Raw genomic sequence first — 17,134 nt, forward strand, 5'->3', positions numbered from 1 at the left:
GAAGACGCATATCGGCGCTGTCCAGCGTTTGGACAGGCGTTTCAGAGGGTCGCTATTCGGCGTCCGGCTCGTCGGTCCCGGCATCGCCCTGGTCGGCGATCCAGGCAACGCTGACGACCTCTTCGCCCGATCCGGTGTTGAACACCCGCACGCCACCTGCGCTGCGCGACCGGAACGAGATGCCGTCGACGGGAACCCGGATGGATTGCCCCTTGGACGTGGCCAGCATGATCTGATCATCGATCTCCACAGGGAAGGAGGCGACCACGTCGCCGCCGCGCATGGCTTTGTCCATCGCGGCCACACCCATGCCGCCGCGCCCCCTTACGGGATAGTCATGAGACGAGCTGAGCTTGCCCATACCCATCGCGGTGATGGTCAGGATCAGGTTTTCCGCCGCCGACATTTCGGCATAGCGGGCCTGGGTGAAGTCCTCGGCCATGGGCGTGTCTTCTTCGTCGGTCTCCCCATCGTCGACCAGCCCGGCCACGGCCCGCCGCATCTTGAGATAGGCGACCCGTTCTTCGGCGGTGGCGACGAAGTGGCGAATGACGGACATCGATACGACGCGGTCCCCGTTCAGCAGCTTGATGCCGCGGACACCGGTACTGTCACGCCCCTTGAAGATACGCACATCGGTGGTGGGAAAGCGGATCGCACGACCGCTGTCGGTCACCAGCATCACGTCATCCTCTTCGGAACAGATGCGCGCATTCACCAATTCGATCCCGTCGGGCAATTTCATCGCGATCTTGCCGTTGGATTTGACGTTGGTGAAATCGCTGAGCGCGTTGCGCCGGACGTCGCCTGCGGATGTGGCGAAGACGATCTGAAGGTCGCTCCAATCCTCTTCATCGCGGTCCACGGGCATGATGGCGGCAATCGACACACCCGCCGGGATCGGCAGGATATTGACGATCGCCTTGCCCTTCGCGGTGCGGCCGCCCTGTGGCAGGCGCCAGGTCTTGAGTTTGTAGACCATTCCATCGGTGGTGAAGAACAAAAGCTGGGTGTGCGTATTGGCCACGAAGAGGGTGGTGATCACATCCTCTTCCTTGGTCTGCATGCCCGCGACACCCTTGCCGCCCCGCCGTTGCGACCGGAAATCAGCGAGCGGCGTGCGCTTGATATATCCGCCCGAGGTCACGGTGACGACCATATCCTCGCGCTCGATAAGGTCTTCGTCCTCCATGTCGCCGGACCAGTCGACGATCTCTGTCCGGCGCGGCACGGCGAATTGCTCTCGAACCTCGCGCAGCTCGTGCGCGATGATACCCATGATGCGGTCCCGAGAAGACAGGATTTCCAAGTATTCCTTGATCTTTGCAGCCAGTTCTTCAAGTTCGTCCGTGACTTCTTTGACGCCGATCTGGGTCAGGCGCTGGAGGCGAAGTTCAAGGATCGCGCGGGCTTGGGTTTCGCTGAGATAATAGGTGCCGTCCTCGTTGATCTTATGGGTCGGATCATCGATCAGGCGGATGTAGTCGGCGATGTCCTGGGCCGGCCAGCGCCGGTCCATCAGCTTGCGGCGCGCCTCGGCAGCGTCGGCAGAGGCGCGGATGGTCGCGACAACCTCATCCACGTTCGAGACCGCAACGGCCAGACCGCACAGGATGTGGCTGCGTTCGCGCGCCTTGCGCAGGTCATGGGCGGTCCGACGGGTGACAACCTCCTCGCGGAAATCGATGAACGACGTCAGGAAACGGCGCAGGGTCAGTTGCTCGGGCCGGCCGCCGTTCAACGCCAGCATGTTGCAGCCAAAAGAGGTCTGCATGGGCGTGAAGCGATAAAGCTGGTTCAGCACCACCTCCGCCGTGGCGTCGCGTTTGAGTTCGATGACCACGCGTACCCCGTTGCGGTCGCTTTCGTCCTGGACGTGGGCGATGCCTTCGATCTTTTTGTCCCTTGCGGCCTCGGCGATCCGCTCGATCATGGTGGCCTTGTTCACCTGATAGGGGATCTCGTCGATGATGATGGCCCACCTGTCGCGACGCAGTTCCTCGGTGCGGGTCTTGGCCCGCACGATGACGGAGCCGCGTCCTTCGAGATAGGCCTTCCGCGCGCCGGACCGGCCCAGCATGATCCCGCCCGTGGGAAAATCGGGGCCGGGGACATATTCGATCAGTTGCTCGGAGCTGAGGTCCGGGTCGTCGATCAGGGCCAGCGTGGCGTCGACAACCTCGCCTAGGTTGTGGGGTGGAATGTTGGTAGCCATCCCAACGGCGATGCCGCCCGCGCCATTGACCAGCATGTTCGGAAAGCGCGCCGGCAGAACCGTCGGTTCCTGGTCCTTGCCGTCGTAATTGTCCTGAAAATCGACTGTTTCTTTTTCGATATCGGCCAGCAGAGCGGCGGCGGGCTTGTCCATGCGCACTTCGGTGTAGCGCATCGCGGCAGGGTTATCGCCATCCATCGAGCCGAAATTGCCTTGCCCGTCCAGCAGCGGCAGCGACATCGAGAAATCCTGTGCCATGCGCACCAGCGCGTCATAAATCGCGCTGTCCCCGTGGGGGTGGTATTTACCCATCACATCGCCCACCGGTCGGGCCGACTTGCGGTATGCCTTGTCATGCGTGTTGCCGGTTTCGTGCATCGCATAGAGGATCCGGCGATGCACCGGCTTCAACCCGTCGCGCAGATCGGGGATCGCGCGCGAGACGATGACCGACATCGCGTAGTCCAGATAGGACGTTCGCATCTCCGCCTCGATCGAGACGGTCGGTCCGTCATAGGCAGGCCGTCCAGGGGGCATTTCGCCCGTGTTTTCAGGTGTTTCCGGTGTGTCGCTCACGTCCGCCGCCCGTTTTTTGTGCAGGGTCTATATCTTGTGTTGGCTTTCTATCAGACCGGGTACATGAGGTGCAATGGGCAAGGCGATGTGACCTTGGCAGCCAGGTTCGCCAAGTGCTAACACTCTGTTTTCATTGAAAAGTAACCTGTCCTGCGCAAGCATGAAAGCAATCACAAGCAAAGAGGGCAGTATGATGCGCAGCGAAACAGAGTTGATGTTGAAGGGCTATGGTCTGACCACGGCGGAGTTTTTCTATCGGATGCCGGACCACATCCACGTGCTGAACACCTTTGTCTGGCAGGAGTATGATCTGGCGCCGGATCATCCCAAACTGTTTGAATTCGTGGATTTCTGGCAGAGGGAGATCGAAGGGCCGCTGCATTCGGTACGGTTCGTCCACCGCAAGATGATCGGTCCCGGGGAGTGGCGAAACGTAACGGGCGAGTTCACCTTGCATTAGCCCGCACCAAGCGCGCCTTCTTTGCGTGTGTCCTCCGCCGGATTGGGCAAGACGCAGCCGGCTGTGAGGGGGCAACCGCCATTCCCGCGATTTCAAGGACTGCGTGGTTGTTATGCGCGCGCAGCATCGCTAGGGTCCGCCACGATGGGAGCGGTAACAGGACAAGGCTCATGGTTTCGCGCGTCATTCCGGTCGAACCTTTCGATCTGATCATCTTTGGCGGCACGGGTGACCTGGCGCGGCGCAAGATCCTGCCGGCCCTGTTTCGGCGATATTGCGCGGGGCAGATGCCCGCGGACGCCCGGGTGATCGGTGCAGCGCGCAGCGATATGAGCCGCGATGACTACCGCGATATGGCCGCCGAAGCGCTGCGCGAGTTCGGCGGTGGTCGGGCCTGCGAGGATGGAACGGTTGCCGGTTTCCTGGACCGTCTGGACTATGTGCAGGTCGACGCCCGGGGCGAGGCGGGGTGGGAAGACCTTGCAAGTTTGCTGGGCGAGCCGCGGATCCGGGCCTTCTACTTCTCGGTCTCGCCGGATCTCTTTGGCGATCTGGCCCAGCGGCTGACCGATCACGGCCTGACCCACGACCAAACCCGGATCGTGGTGGAAAAACCCTTTGGCCATGACCTCGACAGTGCAAAGGCGCTGAATACGGCGCTCGCAGCGCATTTCGTCGAAGAACAAGTGTACCGGATCGACCATTATCTGGGCAAAGAGACGGTGCAGAACCTGATGGCCGTCCGGTTCGGAAACGTGCTGTTCGAGCCGCTTTGGAACAGCCAGTTCGTGGATCATATCCAGATCACGGTTGCCGAAACCGTCGGGGTCGGCGGGCGCGGCGAATATTACGATCATGCGGGTGCGATGCGCGACATGATCCAGAACCACCTGATGCAGCTTTTGTGCCTGATCGCGATGGAGCCACCGGCAAAGTTCGATCCGGACGCGGTGCGTGACGAGAAACTCAAGGTGATCCGCGCCCTAGATAGTGTGCTGCCGCATCACATTGTGCGGGGACAATATGATGCGGTCGCAGGCGATGCCGAGCATCAAGGCTATCGCGAGGCGGTGAACAATCCACGCAGCACGACCGAAAGCTATGTCGCGCTGAAGGCGCATATCAGCAATTGGCGCTGGACGGGCACGCCGTTCTATTTGCGGACGGGCAAAAGGCTGGTGGCCCGATCTTCGGTGATCAACGTAATGTTCAAAAAAACACCCCATTCGATTTTCGGGCTGGAGGCGGGCGGGGGGCCGAACATCCTGTCCATCCGGCTGCAGCCGAACGAGGGGATCACGCTGGCCGTGACCATCAAGGAACCGGGCCCGGGCGGGATGCGCCTGATCGATGTACCGCTTGACATGACCTTTGCCGAAGCGCTGGGGCCGGAGGGCGAGGATCCGCCCGATGCTTATGAACGGCTGATCATGGATGTGATCCGGGGCAACCAGACCCTCTTTATGCGCGGCGATGAGGTGGAGGCCGCCTGGGCCTGGACCGATCCGATCATCGCAGGCTGGAAGGCCCGCGGCGACGTGCCCAAGCCCTATGACAGCTTTAGCATCGGGCCGGGTGATGCCGATGAACTTCTACGCCGGGACGGACGGGCCTGGAGGGGGATCAAGCCGTGAACCTGGTGGAATATGCGGATCGGGAGATGTTGGCCATCGACGTGGCCAACATGCTCGCAAGCGAATTGAAAAGCTGTCTTTTGCATCACGATCACGCGTCGTTCGCGGTGCCGGGCGGGACCACGCCCGGCCCGATCTTCGACGCCTTGTGCGGCGCGGACCTGGAATGGGACCGTGTGCATGTCATGCCGACGGATGAAAGGTGGGTCCCGGAAACGGACGAAAGGTCGAACGCAAGGCTGATCAAACAGCGTCTGCTTGTGGATCATGCGCGCGCGGCCCGGTTTTGCCCGCTTTATGCCGATGGCGATGTGGATGCGGTCTTGCCGGAGCTTGCATCGGCGCTTGAGGCGGAGATGCCTCTTTCGGTTTTGCTGCTTGGCATGGGGAGCGACATGCACACTGCGTCGCTCTTTCCCGGCGCCGATGGACTGGAGAGGGCCCTGGCGCCGGATGCGCCGATCCTTTTGGCCCAGCGGGCGGATCAGGTGCCCGAGCTGCGCGTGACCCTCAGCGCGTCTGTCCTTGAGGGGGCGATGTCCAAACATCTGGTGATCTTCGACGACGACAAACGCGCCGCACTGGAAAGGGCGATGACATTACCGCCGGAGACCGCACCGATCAACGCGGTGCTGACCGGCATGACAATTCATTGGGCGGAGTAGATTTCGAATGTGGAATGATATCAAGGCGCTGCATCGCGATGTTCAGGGCCGGCATATTCTTGACCTGTTTCAGGATGATGAGACACGCGCCGACGGCTTCAGCGTGACGCTGGGGGAGCTGCGGTTTGACTATGCCAAGACCAACATCGCAGAGGCCGAACGGAACGCGTTGATCGCACTCTGCGACAAGGCCGGCGTGGCGGCGCGAAGGGATGCGATGTTTGCGGGTGCCGCGATCAATGAAACGGAAGGCCGCGCGGTTCTGCACACCGCCTTGCGCAACAGCGGGGCAGGGGCGGTGGTCGTTGACGGCTTTGACGTCATGCCCGGTGTCAGAGACACGCTGGCCCGCATGCAGCGCTTTGCCCAATCGGTCCGGGATGGAACGCTGCAGGGCGCGGGCGGTGCGTTCACGGACGTCGTCAATATCGGGATCGGCGGGTCGGATCTGGGCCCGGCCATGGCTGTTCGGGCACTGGCGCCCTATCACGACGGGCCAAGGTGCCATTTCGTGTCGAACGTGGATGGCGCCCATGTGGCGGATACGCTCAGGACGCTCGATCCGAAACGCACGCTTTTGATCGTGGCGTCCAAGACGTTCACCACGATCGAGACGATGACCAATGCCGAAACGGCAAAGGCCTGGCTTGTTGCGGGTGGCGGCGATCCGGCGCGCCAGATGGCGGCACTGTCCACGGCGCTGGAGAAAACCGCGTCCTTCGGCATCCCCGAAGACCACGTTTTCGGGTTCGAGGATTGGGTAGGCGGGCGCTATTCCATGTGGGGTCCGATTGGCCTGTCGCTGATGATTGCGGTGGGCATCGAGGATTTCGACGCCTTCCTGCGCGGCGGAGAGCGGATGGACCGGCATTTCCAAACCGCGGACTGGGCCCAGAACCTGCCGGTCATGCTGGCGCTTGTGGGGATCTGGCATCGCCAGGTCTGCGGATACGGGACCCGGGCCGTGCTGCCTTACGATCAGCGCCTTGAATACCTGCCGCTTTACCTTCAGCAGCTTGAAATGGAATCGAATGGTAAATCGGTTGCCATGGATGGCAGCGCCGTCGAGGGCGAGACGGGGCCGGTCGTCTGGGGCGCGCCGGGCACGAACGGACAGCACGCCTTTTATCAGCTGATCCATCAGGGGACATCGGTTATCCCCTGCGAGTTCATGGTGGCCGCCGAGGGACATGAAGCGGAGCTGGCTCATCATCACCGTCTGCTCGTTGCCAATTGTCTTGCCCAGTCGGAGGCGCTTTTGCGCGGCCGGTCCTTTGAGGAGGCCGAGGCCCGCATGACGGAGAAGGGGTTTGAGAGCGCGGAACGGGAACGCCAGGCTAAGCATCGTGTCTTTGCGGGGAACCGGCCGTCGACGACCCTGATCTATCCCAAGCTTACTCCATATGTTTTGGGCCAGATCATCGCCCTTTACGAACACCGCGTGTTTGTCGAAGGCGTGATCCTCGACATCAACTCTTACGATCAATGGGGTGTCGAGCTGGGCAAGGAATTGGCCACCTCTCTGGGCCCCGTGATTGATGGGACGGCTGAACCGGATGGCAAGGATGCCTCGACCGTGGCGCTTGTGAACTATGTGCTCAGACAGCGCGGGACCCCCTAGCCGGGTCACCTGCCTTTCGATCAACCTGATCGGGAGCGGAGGCGCTGGACGCTGCGGAACGGAGTTTCGCAGAGCGACTTAGCCGGTTGCCAATCGCCAGGCGGCTTGGCAGGCTGGCCCGTGGGAGGAGACGGGCCGGAGACGTCGTGCATGTCACGACGGGCCATGTTTCAAAACACGAACGAGAACCGGGCGCCAAGCCCGATCAACGGGAAGGATACCTGTTATGCTGGGACAGATGATGACTGCTCCATTGCTGATTTCGTCGCTGGTTGAGCATGCCGCGAGATACCATGGCGCGACCGAGATCGTGTCGGTCAACACCAAGGAGGGGGTCGAAACGACGAACTGGAGCCAGGTCGAGGCCAATGCCCGGCGTCTGGGTTCGGCGCTGACCAAGCTGGGACTGGAGCCGCAAGCGCGCTGCGGCACCATTGCCTGGAACAACAGGCGCCACCTGGAGATCTATTTTGGCACGTCCGGCGCGGGCTTTGTCTGCCACACGATCAATCCAAGACTGTTCCCGGAGCAACTGATCTACATCATCAATCACGCCGAAGATCAGGTGCTGTTTCTTGATGAAACGTTTCTTCCGATTGCCGCGAAACTGAAAGAGCATCTACCGAACCTCAAGCACATCGTGCTGATGGGGCCGCGCGACCCGGCGGCGGCCGAGCAGGTGCCGGGGCTGGTCTTTTACGACGAGCTTCTGGAAACCGGCGATCCCGAGTACGCGTGGCCCAGCTTTGACGAGAATACAGCGTCGAGCCTCTGTTATACGTCAGGAACCACGGGCAACCCGAAAGGCGTGCTTTATTCCCATCGTTCGACGCTTTTGCATTCGCTGGTGGCCAATCAGAAAGACACGCTCGCCTTGGGCGCTGCAGACGTCGTGTTGCCGGTCGTGCCGATGTTTCACGTCAATGCCTGGGGCGTTCCCTATTGTGCTGCGATGGTGGGGGCACGGCTGGTCATGCCGGGGCCGAATTTGGACGGCGAAAGCCTGGTCAACCTGATTGACCAGCACCGTGTGACCATCGCATTGGGCGTGCCGACGATCTGGCTGGGTCTCTTGGGTCATGCCAAGGCGGCGGGCAGCAAGCTGGAAACCCTGACGCGCACGGTGGTGGGCGGGTCGGCCTGTCCGCCCTCGATGATCGCCCAGTTCCGTGAGCAATATGGCGTGGACACGATCCATGCCTGGGGGATGAGCGAGATGAGCCCGCTGGGATCGGTCAATAAACCCCTGGCCAAACACCGTGACCTGCCAGTCGAAGATCAGCATCGCCTGAGAGAGAACCAGGGGCGTCCGCCCTTTGGCGTCGAACTGAAGATCGTGGACGACACCGGCGCGGCCTTGCCAGCCGACGGCCAGTCGCAGGGCGATCTGCTGGTCCGCGGACACTGGGTGCTCGACAGCTATTTCCGGATGGAGGATACCCAGACGCTTGAGGACGGATGGTTCAATACCGGCGACGTGGCGACCCTGGACGAAGACGGCTTCATGACCATCAAGGACCGGTCGAAGGACATCATCAAATCGGGCGGGGAATGGATCAGTTCGGTCGAGCTGGAGAATATTGCCATCGGTCATCCCAAACTCGCTGATGCGGCGGTGGTCGGGGTGGCGCATCCCAAATGGGACGAGCGTCCGGTTCTGGTGGCTGTTGCGGGGGACGGCGAAAGCCCCACCGAGGAAGAGCTGCTGTCCTATTACGATGGAAAGATCGCGACCTGGCAGAAACCGGACCGGGTGGTCTTCATGGATGTCCTGCCGCGCAATGCCACGGGCAAGGTGCTCAAGCGGAACCTCAGGGAGACCTATGGCGATCTGCTGACCGGCTAGGACCACACGCTTCACCGCCGGGCCGGGATCAGTCGGGGCGTTGGGCGTCGCTTCCTCCTAAAGGAACGCGAACGCGGCTCGGATGAGCCTCTCCGGTGACCCGGTGGCAGCAGCCGGTTCCGTTCAGGTGGTGCAGCGTCACCTGAGCGGGCTGGGCCAGGGATCTATCACGCCCTCCGCCAGCGGGACAACGTTTATGCCACTTAGCGGATCGCGGGCGCCTACGTTCGCCGGGCGCCGCGATCATTGCCGTTCTGCGATATGTCCGGCCCCCGGATCACATGCTGCCGGGGATGCCTTGGGCGCAAACTCCGGCGTAACAACATCACGATCCGCGCCAGAGCGGCGGAAATCACGTTGAGATTTGGCCAGGACGTCCGAGGCGTTCCCGTTCGGGATGATGTGCAGATCTCGAAGGGCATTGCCAGGCGGTTCAGGCCGTCCCTTTTTTGGGCGAAGTCGAAGACGGTCGCACTCCTAAAACCGGATGCCGAACGCGGCTTTCACGCCATAATTCCGAGGCGCCGGCGCACCGAGGTTATTTACAAAGCTGTCGATGACCACCGTTCCACCCGCTTGCGTCAAATAACTGATGCCGAGGTTGAGCCGCCCGCGATCGTTGCGTTGGTTCGCCGTCACCCCCACGTTGCTTCCATAGCCGTGGTTCGAGGTGCTCGAAAATGTGCCGCCGCCTTTTAGCACAAAAGGGGCGCCATTCATCTCGCGCAGCGTGTGCCGAAAGTCCAATCCCATCTTGATCTGATGCAAACGACTGCCCAACCTCGGAAACGAGCGTTGCTTGGGCTGCAACACATCTTCCTTGGCGTATGACCACAGGATGCTGGGAAGCAGGGTTGTTATGCCGTAACGCAGTTCGCCCGACATCTTCAGTTGCGCGAGGGCGCGCCGGGTCTCTGGCTGCCCCGTGCCGTCATCCGAAAGCCGGATAGTGTCAGACGTCTTCCCGTGCAAAAAGCGCCCCTCGAAAAACAGCGGATGATCGGCGCTTCGGACCAGGATATAGGGCCCCGCCATCACGCCTGTGCCCTCTCTGTCGGATGCGGCGGTCGCTTGGGACAGGTAATCGGCCTCGATCATACCGCCAACGATCAGGGTGGGTCTCACAAGGGCATGAAGTCCGATTGCGCCGAAGCCGTATTTGTCCTTGCGTTGACCGGCTTCGCCCCACCGTCCGTTCATCCGTGCCCACAGGCGCCGCTCCACACCACTGGAGAAGGTCAGAGTGCCACGATTGTCCGTAACATCAGCATTCAACCGGCCCGATCCCGCTCCGGACAGAAAGGTCACCAGATTAGGCTGATGCAGAACCAGCTTGTTCATCCGTGCCTTTTGAAACTGGAACATCAGTCTTTGGGCCTCGACCGTATCGGCCCGCGCGCTGATATTGCTCCAGCAAAACATCCAAACGACAGCGAGCAGGATAAGAACAAACCCATTGGCCACAATGGTGCCGAAAGGCGGCGTCAAGCCACCTGCGTGCCTTCCGGTAAGAACACTTGTCTTGGTCATCGCATAGGCGCCTGAAACTGGAGCAGAGACAAAGGCGGCGTCGCTGAGAGGCAGATTGTTCAATTCGCGGATGGCGGTTAGCCTATACACGTTAAGGTTGATCAGCCACCCTGATATTCGCAAAAACCACCTAAATGATGCCGCCTGACGGTGTCAACGCGCAGCCAGAGGTGGCGGAATTTATGACGTGACGGCAGACACTGGCGAGGCATACAGCTTGGGACATCCGTGCCGCTGACGATGCGACGCGAGCCGCCTTTCTGTGTAAATGCAGCGGTAAACCTTTCCGGTCGGGCCGCAAGGGTCGTGGTTAAAACCATATCCGACGTTCCGGATTTACCTTCACCGGCAGGTCCGCTCAGTAGCAAGATGCCCCACACATTACCGAGAAATACTTTATTTATACATGGCTTTAGGGGGCGTTTGTGATGGAGCGGGTAACGGGAATCGAACCCGTAACTTAAGCTTGGGAAGCTCGCGTGATACCTTTTCACCATACCCGCGCTCTGGAGAGAGCGGATATCCAAAGGAGGGCACCAGGTCAATCGCGGTCTCGCAGCCCCAGGTCGGTTTGCTGGATTGAACCTGGGCGACTGCTCTGCCAATCCCGCGGGTCCGGTCAAAGGGGTTTGGAAGCCCGGAAGATGTTGATCTGTGACGGAATACCCTTTGTTCCAAACGCCTCTGCGATCTCTTTGGCAATGGCGGCGGCGTCGGTTGCGCTGCCGTCGAAGAACTCCAGCGCATTTGCCGCCGGGCCGATTACGGTAAGGGTCTGTGCCAGATCCTCTATGTTCACAGCCTGGCCCAACGTCACCTGATGCGCCTCTCCCGCGACATCGATCAAACCCGCCTCGGTCAGGATGGCGCAGACCCGGTCGATGTTGCGGAACGCAAAGGGTCCCGGCGCGTCGCGATCCGATTTCGGGGGCTGGCCAAGCCGGGCCACCGCAATGCGGTTGGGCGTGGTGAAGAACGGGTTTTCAGGTATTTCGCCCCAACAGGCCAGCGTCACGCGCGCGCCGGGTTTGAGGGCTTTGCTCATGTTGCGAAACGCAGCCACGGAATCGTCGAAAAACATCACGCCAAAACGAGAAATGAGATGATCAAAGTGCTCACCCTCGAAGCTGTCGATCTGCGCATCGCCCAACTGAAATGCGATTTCGTGATCCGGTCTCTTGGCCGCCCGTTCACGTGCGCGGTTGAGCAACGCGTCTGAAATGTCCGCGCCCAGGACAGACCCGTGCGGCGCGACATGCTCTGCCGCACGCAAGGTGCTGTGTCCCGCGCCACATCCGATATCCAGAACGGCATCCCCGTCTGACAGATCGGCCTGCTGAAAGAGCAGGTCGAGGACAGGATCAAAGGCGGCGTCGAAAATCTCCTGATGCGCGATCCATTTGGGCGCGGCCTTTTCGGTCCAGAATGCACGCTGATCGGCATTGACGGTCATATCACTCTCCTAACCGGCCCGACGTCTCTTGCGCCGGCCCCGCGCGCCGGGCTCGGACGTGCCGGTGTTGAACGCCACCTGGGGCAGGGGGGCAATCTTGGCAAGTTCGGGAAACGGGTCTGTCTTGTGCGGGATCGCATTGGCCGCAACGAAATGCTCTTGGAACTTGGGCTCGATCGCGGTTTCCACCTTGGTGATCTGTTGCACCACCGCTTCGATCTCCCGCCGGGCGGCGCGGTTGCACAATGCGATACGGGCGCCCGTGCCGGCTGCGTTTCCGGCGGAGCTGACCTTGTCCAGCGGTGCATCGGGGATCATGCCCAGCACCATCGCGTGTTTGGGCGAGATATGCGCCCCAAAGGCGCCGGCGAGGACCACGCGGTCGACCCGCTCCACACCCATTTCATCCATCAACAGGCGCGCGCCGGCATAGAGCGCGGATTTCGCAAGCTGGATGGCGCGAATGTCACCTTGGGTGACGGTGATCCGGGGACCGCCCTCGGCGCGCGCGTCGTGAATGACGTAAGAATGCGTGCGGCCATCCGGGACGCACCGGTCGGTGCCGGTCTGCGCCGCCGATCCGATCAGCCCGCTTTCATCCAGAAGGCCCGCCATGCGCATCTCTGCCACGGCTTCGATAATGCCGGACCCGCAGATGCCGGTGATGCCCGTCACCGACGTCGCGGCGGCAAAGCCGTCCTCATCGGACCACAGGTCGGAACCGATCACCCGGAACCGGGGCTCTTTCGTGGCGACGTCGATCTCGATCCGCTCGATGGCGCCCGGGGCGGCGCGCTGTCCTGAACTGATCTGTGCGCCTTCGAAGGCCGGACCCGTCGGCGAAGAGCAGGCGAGCACGCGTGATGTATTGCCGAGCAGGATTTCGGCATTGGTGCCGACATCGACCATCAGAACCAGATCTTCGGATTTTCCCGGCTCCTCAGACAGCGCAACCGCTGCCGCATCGGCCCCCACATGGCCAGCGATACAGGGCAGGATGTAGACCTGCGCACGCGGGTTTTGCGCCGAAAGATCAAGCGCTTTGGCCGGTACCGAGATCGCTTCGGACGTTGCCAGTGCAAAGGGCGCCTGTCCCAATTCGACCGGGTCGATACCCAGCAGGAGATGGTGCATAACCGGATTGCATACAAAGACGGTTTCCACGATCAGCGCCGGGTCGATGTCACCCTCTGCAGCGATCGCTGTCGTGAGTTCGTTGATGGCGTCCCGCACGGCCGATGTCATCTCGCGGTCGCCACCGGGGTTCATCATGGCATAGCTCACCCGGCTCATCAGATCCTCGCCAAAGCGGATCTGCGGGTTCATCAGCCCCGAGGATGCCAGAACAGCGCCGGTTTCCAGATCGGTCAGATGGGCGGCGATCGTGGTGGAGCCGAGGTCGATGGCAAGGCCATAAAGCCCGCCTTCATGAAGACCGGGCCAGATTTCGATCACCTGCGCGGGGCCCGCATCCCTTGGCGTATGCAGAGCGACGGTCACCTCCCATTTGCCTTTGCGCAAGACCGGTTGAAGCTTGGTGAGCAGCGTAAGGTCCGCAGAGATTTCGGCGATGTCCCATTGCGTCTCAAGCGCGCGGGCCAGTCGTTCAAGATCGCCGGTCGGGGAATGCATGTCAGGCTCTTCAACCGTGACAAAGTAAATGCGCGTGGCCGGGTCCATCGTGATGGCCCGCGCGGTTGCGGCCTTGCGAACGACCTGTTTATGCACTTGGCTTTCAGGCGGCACATCGATCACCACATCACCCTGCACCGTCGCCTGGCAGCCAAGGCGCCGACCCGGTTTCAGGCCCCGCTTGTCGTCATAGCGCTGCTCGACCGCGTTCCATTCGGACAGCGCGGTTTCGGCCACGGTCACGCCATGTTTCGGAAACTCGCCATAGCTGGGCGTGATCTGGCATTTAGAACAGATCCCACGACCCCCGCAGACGCTGTCGAGATCCACGCCGAGTTGTCGCGCGGCCGTCAGGATCGGTGTGCCGACCGGAAAATGGCCGCGCTTGCCCGAAGGTGTGAAAACGACAAGGGGATCGGTGCTCATGAGATTGGCTGCCTTTGGATGTCTCTGACGGGCAAGATAGTGAGAACGAGATAATGAGAAAGCCGGCCCGCGGCAATTCCTGCAATGCCTGCGTCATCGCGCGGAGTGCGACGACCTTGTCTGAACCGTGAAGGCGGCATGCGATGTACCTTTCGCGCGCCTACGCGTCTGGTCAAAGCCGCGATGTGCGGAACATGTAGTAGGGGGCTTTCACCCGGGCGCTATCCATGCGATAGGGTGGCCGCCAAACGCGCTGTTGCAGGAGATATCACATGCAGATTCGCGAGGCTCTCACATTTGATGATGTTTTGCTGGTGCCCGCTGCGTCCTCGGTCCTGCCGTCGACCGCCGATACACGGACACATGTGACCCGCAACATCGCGATGAACATCCCGCTTCTGAGTTCGGCCATGGACACGGTGACGGAAGGGCGCATGGCCATCGCAATGGCCCAAGCGGGCGGGATGGGGGTGGTGCACCGCAACCTCGATATCGAAGCGCAGGCCCGTGAGATCCGCAGGGTGAAACGGTTCGAAAGCGGCATCGTTTACAATCCGATCACGCTGAAGGCCCACGAAACCCTCGCCGATGCCAAGGCGCTGCAGGCCAGATACAATGTGACCGGATTTCCCGTGATCGAGGATGACGGCCGGGTCGTGGGGATCGTGACAAACCGCGATATGCGGTTTGCCAGCGACGACCGGACACCGGTGTCGAAGATGATGACCAGCGAGAACCTCGCCATCCTGCACGAACCGGCAGACCGGGATGAGGCCATCAGCCTGATGAAGGAACGCCGCATCGAAAAGCTGCTGGTGACAGATGGCAGCGGTCGCCTGACGGGTCTGTTGACATTGAAGGATACCGAACAGGCGGTGTTGAACCCCACGGCGTGCAAGGACCATCTGGGCCGGTTGCGGGTCGCGGCCGCGACAACGGTCGGAGATGCGGGCTTTGAACGCTCCGAGGCCCTGGTGGATGCCGGAGTGGACATGATCGTCATCGACACCGCGCATGGCCATTCCGAGGGTGTGGCAGAGGCGGTGCGCCGGGCCAAGACATTGTCGAACGAGGTGCAGGTGGTCGCGGGGAACGTGGCCACGGCAGAGGCGGTGCGCGCCTTGGTCGGGGCGGGCGCGGATGCGGTGAAGGTCGGGATCGGGCCCGGCAGCATCTGCACGACCCGCATGGTGGCGGGCGTTGGCGTGCCGCAACTGACGGCGATCATGGATTGCGCGGCGGCGGCCGGGGACGTGCCGGTCATCGCCGATGGCGGCATCAAGTTTTCGGGCGATTTTGCCAAGGCGATTGCGGCGGGCGCCTCTTGCGCGATGGTCGGCAGCATGATCGCGGGAACCGACGAGTCGCCCGGAGAAGTCATTCTTTATCAAGGCCGTAGCTTTAAAAGCTATCGTGGCATGGGCTCGCTTGGCGCGATGGCCAGGGGCTCTGCGGATCGGTATTTCCAGAAAGATGCGGCCAGTGACAAGCTGGTGCCCGAGGGCATCGAAGGGCAGGTGCCGTACAAGGGGAGCGCGGGCACGGTGATCCACCAGCTTGTCGGCGGTCTGAGGGCGGCGATGGGCTATACCGGATGCGCGACCGTCAAGGACATGCGCACGCAATGCAGCTTTGTGAAGATTACCGGAGCGGGCCTGAAGGAGAGCCACGTGCATGACGTGCAAATCACCCGCGAAAGCCCGAATTACCGGGTGATGTAGGTCGTGACGCCCGGAGCGCGCATCGCCGCGGCCATTGATATTCTGGACAGCATTCTTGAAGGCAGGCCCGCCGAACAGGCGCTGACCGGTTGGGCCCGCCGCAGCCGGTTTGCCGGGTCGAAGGACCGGGCCGCCATTCGGGATCACGTCTTTGACGCATTGCGACGCAAACGATCCGCGGCCGCGATGGGGGGCGGTATGAGCGGTCGTGGCCTGATGCTGGGGCTTCTGCGGCAGAGCGGGACAGACCCGGAAGCGATTTTCAGCGGAGAGGGCCACGCTCCGGCACCAATTGCCCCGCATGAGACGGGCCGCGCCCTTACGAAGATGACCGCGCCCGAGGCGCTGGATCTTCCAGACTGGCTCTGGCCCGCCTTTCAGGCTGAACTTGGCGCCGATGCGGGGAGATCCGCTCAGGCCTTGCGGGACCGCGCACCGGTTTTCGCCCGGGTCAACCTGCGGGCAAGCACGATATCCGAAGCGGTGCAGGCGCTGAAGGATGATGGGATCGAGACGGAGCCGCATCCCGATGTGCACGCAGCGCTTGAGGTGACGGCCAATGCCCGACGTCTTCGCCAAAGCGCGGCTTATCTGGACGGGCGGATCGAATTGCAGGACGCCAACAGTCAGGCCATCGTGCAGGCGCTGCCACTCCGCGATGGTTTGTCCGTCTTGGATTATTGCGCCGGCGGCGGCGGCAAGACGGTTGCGATGGGGGCGCGTGCCGATCTGGAGCTTTACGCACATGATGCGGATCACAACCGGATGCGGGACCTTCCGGCGCGCGCCGAACGGGCAAGCCTTTCGGTCACACTGACCGCGCTGCCCGATCAGCATGCGCCATACGATCTTGTGCTCTGCGATGTACCCTGTTCGGGCAGCGGGGCATGGCGCCGCTCTCCCGAAGGCAAATGGGGCCTGACCAAGGAACGATGGCTTGAGCTGCAACAGATGCAGGACCGCATTCTGGATGAGGCAGCCGCGCTCACACGGCGCGATGGCGTTCTTGTCTATGCCACCTGTTCGGTCCTGAAAGACGAAAACGAGGGGCGCGTGGCCGCTTTTCTCAAGCGACAGCCTGAATGGATCTGCACCTGGAAAAAGGCGTGGCAAATCGACAACCGGGGCGATGGTTTCTTTTCTGCACACTTGACGCGAAAAGAGGTGGTCAATACACAACTTTGACGAGCATTTGTCAGCGTTAAGCGCCAGTTAACCGTTTCTGAGCGTAATTGCGGGAGGCGAATCTCTCAGGGATGGATGGCACTGTGATCGGGAATGCGCGGGCGGAAGGCGGGACGGCGAGGCAGGCGGGACAGCCTGCATTTCTGGCCGGCGCATCCGCGTTGTTTGCC

The 17,134-nt window shown here is 61.7% G+C and carries 11 protein-coding genes and 1 tRNA gene; 7 read left to right on the plus strand and 5 right to left on the minus strand.

All coding sequences use genetic code 11. The features are described from left to right. Positions 1-52 precede the first annotated feature (52 nt). On the minus strand, positions 53-2,752 hold the full coding sequence (gene gyrA, locus CFI11_RS11135; protein WP_130409997.1) for a DNA gyrase subunit A: 2,700 nt from the start codon (positions 2,750-2,752) through the stop codon (positions 53-55). Between the two features lie 229 nt (positions 2,753-2,981). Here gyrA and CFI11_RS11140 point away from each other — a divergent pair, with 229 nt between their 5' ends. The 5 genes from CFI11_RS11140 (at position 2,982) to CFI11_RS11160 (ending at position 9,017) form a co-directional block, all read left to right on the plus strand. Continuing rightward, a complete protein-coding gene (locus CFI11_RS11140; RefSeq protein ID WP_130405920.1) occupies positions 2,982-3,251 on the plus strand; it encodes an usg protein in 270 nt (89 codons plus the stop codon). 170 nt (positions 3,252-3,421) lie between these two features. Continuing rightward, positions 3,422-4,885 carry a glucose-6-phosphate dehydrogenase gene (gene zwf / locus CFI11_RS11145; RefSeq protein ID WP_130405922.1) on the plus strand — a complete coding sequence of 488 codons (1,464 nt, stop codon included), beginning with the start codon at positions 3,422-3,424 and terminating at the stop codon, positions 4,883-4,885. Continuing rightward, a complete protein-coding gene (pgl, locus tag CFI11_RS11150) occupies positions 4,882-5,550 on the plus strand; it encodes a 6-phosphogluconolactonase (protein ID WP_130405924.1) in 669 nt (222 codons plus the stop codon). Before zwf ends, pgl begins: the two co-directional genes overlap by 4 nt. Before the next feature lie 7 nt (positions 5,551-5,557). Beyond that, positions 5,558-7,171, plus strand: coding sequence for a glucose-6-phosphate isomerase (gene pgi, locus CFI11_RS11155; protein ID WP_130405926.1), 1,614 nt, complete (start codon positions 5,558-5,560; stop codon positions 7,169-7,171). A 226-nt stretch (positions 7,172-7,397) separates the two neighbouring features. Further along, positions 7,398-9,017, plus strand: coding sequence for a long-chain-fatty-acid--CoA ligase (locus CFI11_RS11160; RefSeq protein WP_130405928.1), 1,620 nt, complete (start codon positions 7,398-7,400; stop codon positions 9,015-9,017). A gap of 477 nt (positions 9,018-9,494) precedes the next feature. Here the strand turns inward: CFI11_RS11160 and CFI11_RS11165 are convergent, their stop codons facing one another. From CFI11_RS11165 to CFI11_RS11180, 4 genes are all read right to left on the minus strand, one after another. After that, positions 9,495-10,547 carry a hypothetical protein gene (locus CFI11_RS11165; protein ID WP_165390240.1) on the minus strand — a complete coding sequence of 351 codons (1,053 nt, stop codon included), beginning with the start codon at positions 10,545-10,547 and terminating at the stop codon, positions 9,495-9,497. Between the two features lie 429 nt (positions 10,548-10,976). Continuing rightward, positions 10,977-11,050 (minus strand) — tRNA-Gly (locus tag CFI11_RS11170). A gap of 116 nt (positions 11,051-11,166) precedes the next feature. Further along, on the minus strand, positions 11,167-12,000 hold the full coding sequence (locus CFI11_RS11175; protein ID WP_130405932.1) for a class I SAM-dependent methyltransferase: 834 nt from the start codon (positions 11,998-12,000) through the stop codon (positions 11,167-11,169). Positions 12,001-12,009: 9 nt separating this feature from the next. Then, positions 12,010-14,058, minus strand: coding sequence for an ASKHA domain-containing protein (locus CFI11_RS11180; protein ID WP_130405934.1), 2,049 nt, complete (start codon positions 14,056-14,058; stop codon positions 12,010-12,012). A gap of 272 nt (positions 14,059-14,330) precedes the next feature. Here CFI11_RS11180 and guaB point away from each other — a divergent pair, with 272 nt between their 5' ends. Further along, positions 14,331-15,779: an IMP dehydrogenase gene (gene guaB, locus CFI11_RS11185; RefSeq protein ID WP_130405936.1), complete on the plus strand. Its 1,449-nt coding sequence runs from the start codon at positions 14,331-14,333 to the stop codon at positions 15,777-15,779. A 3-nt stretch (positions 15,780-15,782) separates the two neighbouring features. After that, positions 15,783-16,964, plus strand: coding sequence for an RsmB/NOP family class I SAM-dependent RNA methyltransferase (locus tag CFI11_RS11190; RefSeq protein ID WP_130405938.1), 1,182 nt, complete (start codon positions 15,783-15,785; stop codon positions 16,962-16,964). Positions 16,965-17,134: the final 170 nt, after the last annotated feature.

The organism is Thalassococcus sp. S3, assembly GCF_004216475.1.
Lineage (GTDB): Bacteria > Pseudomonadota > Alphaproteobacteria > Rhodobacterales > Rhodobacteraceae.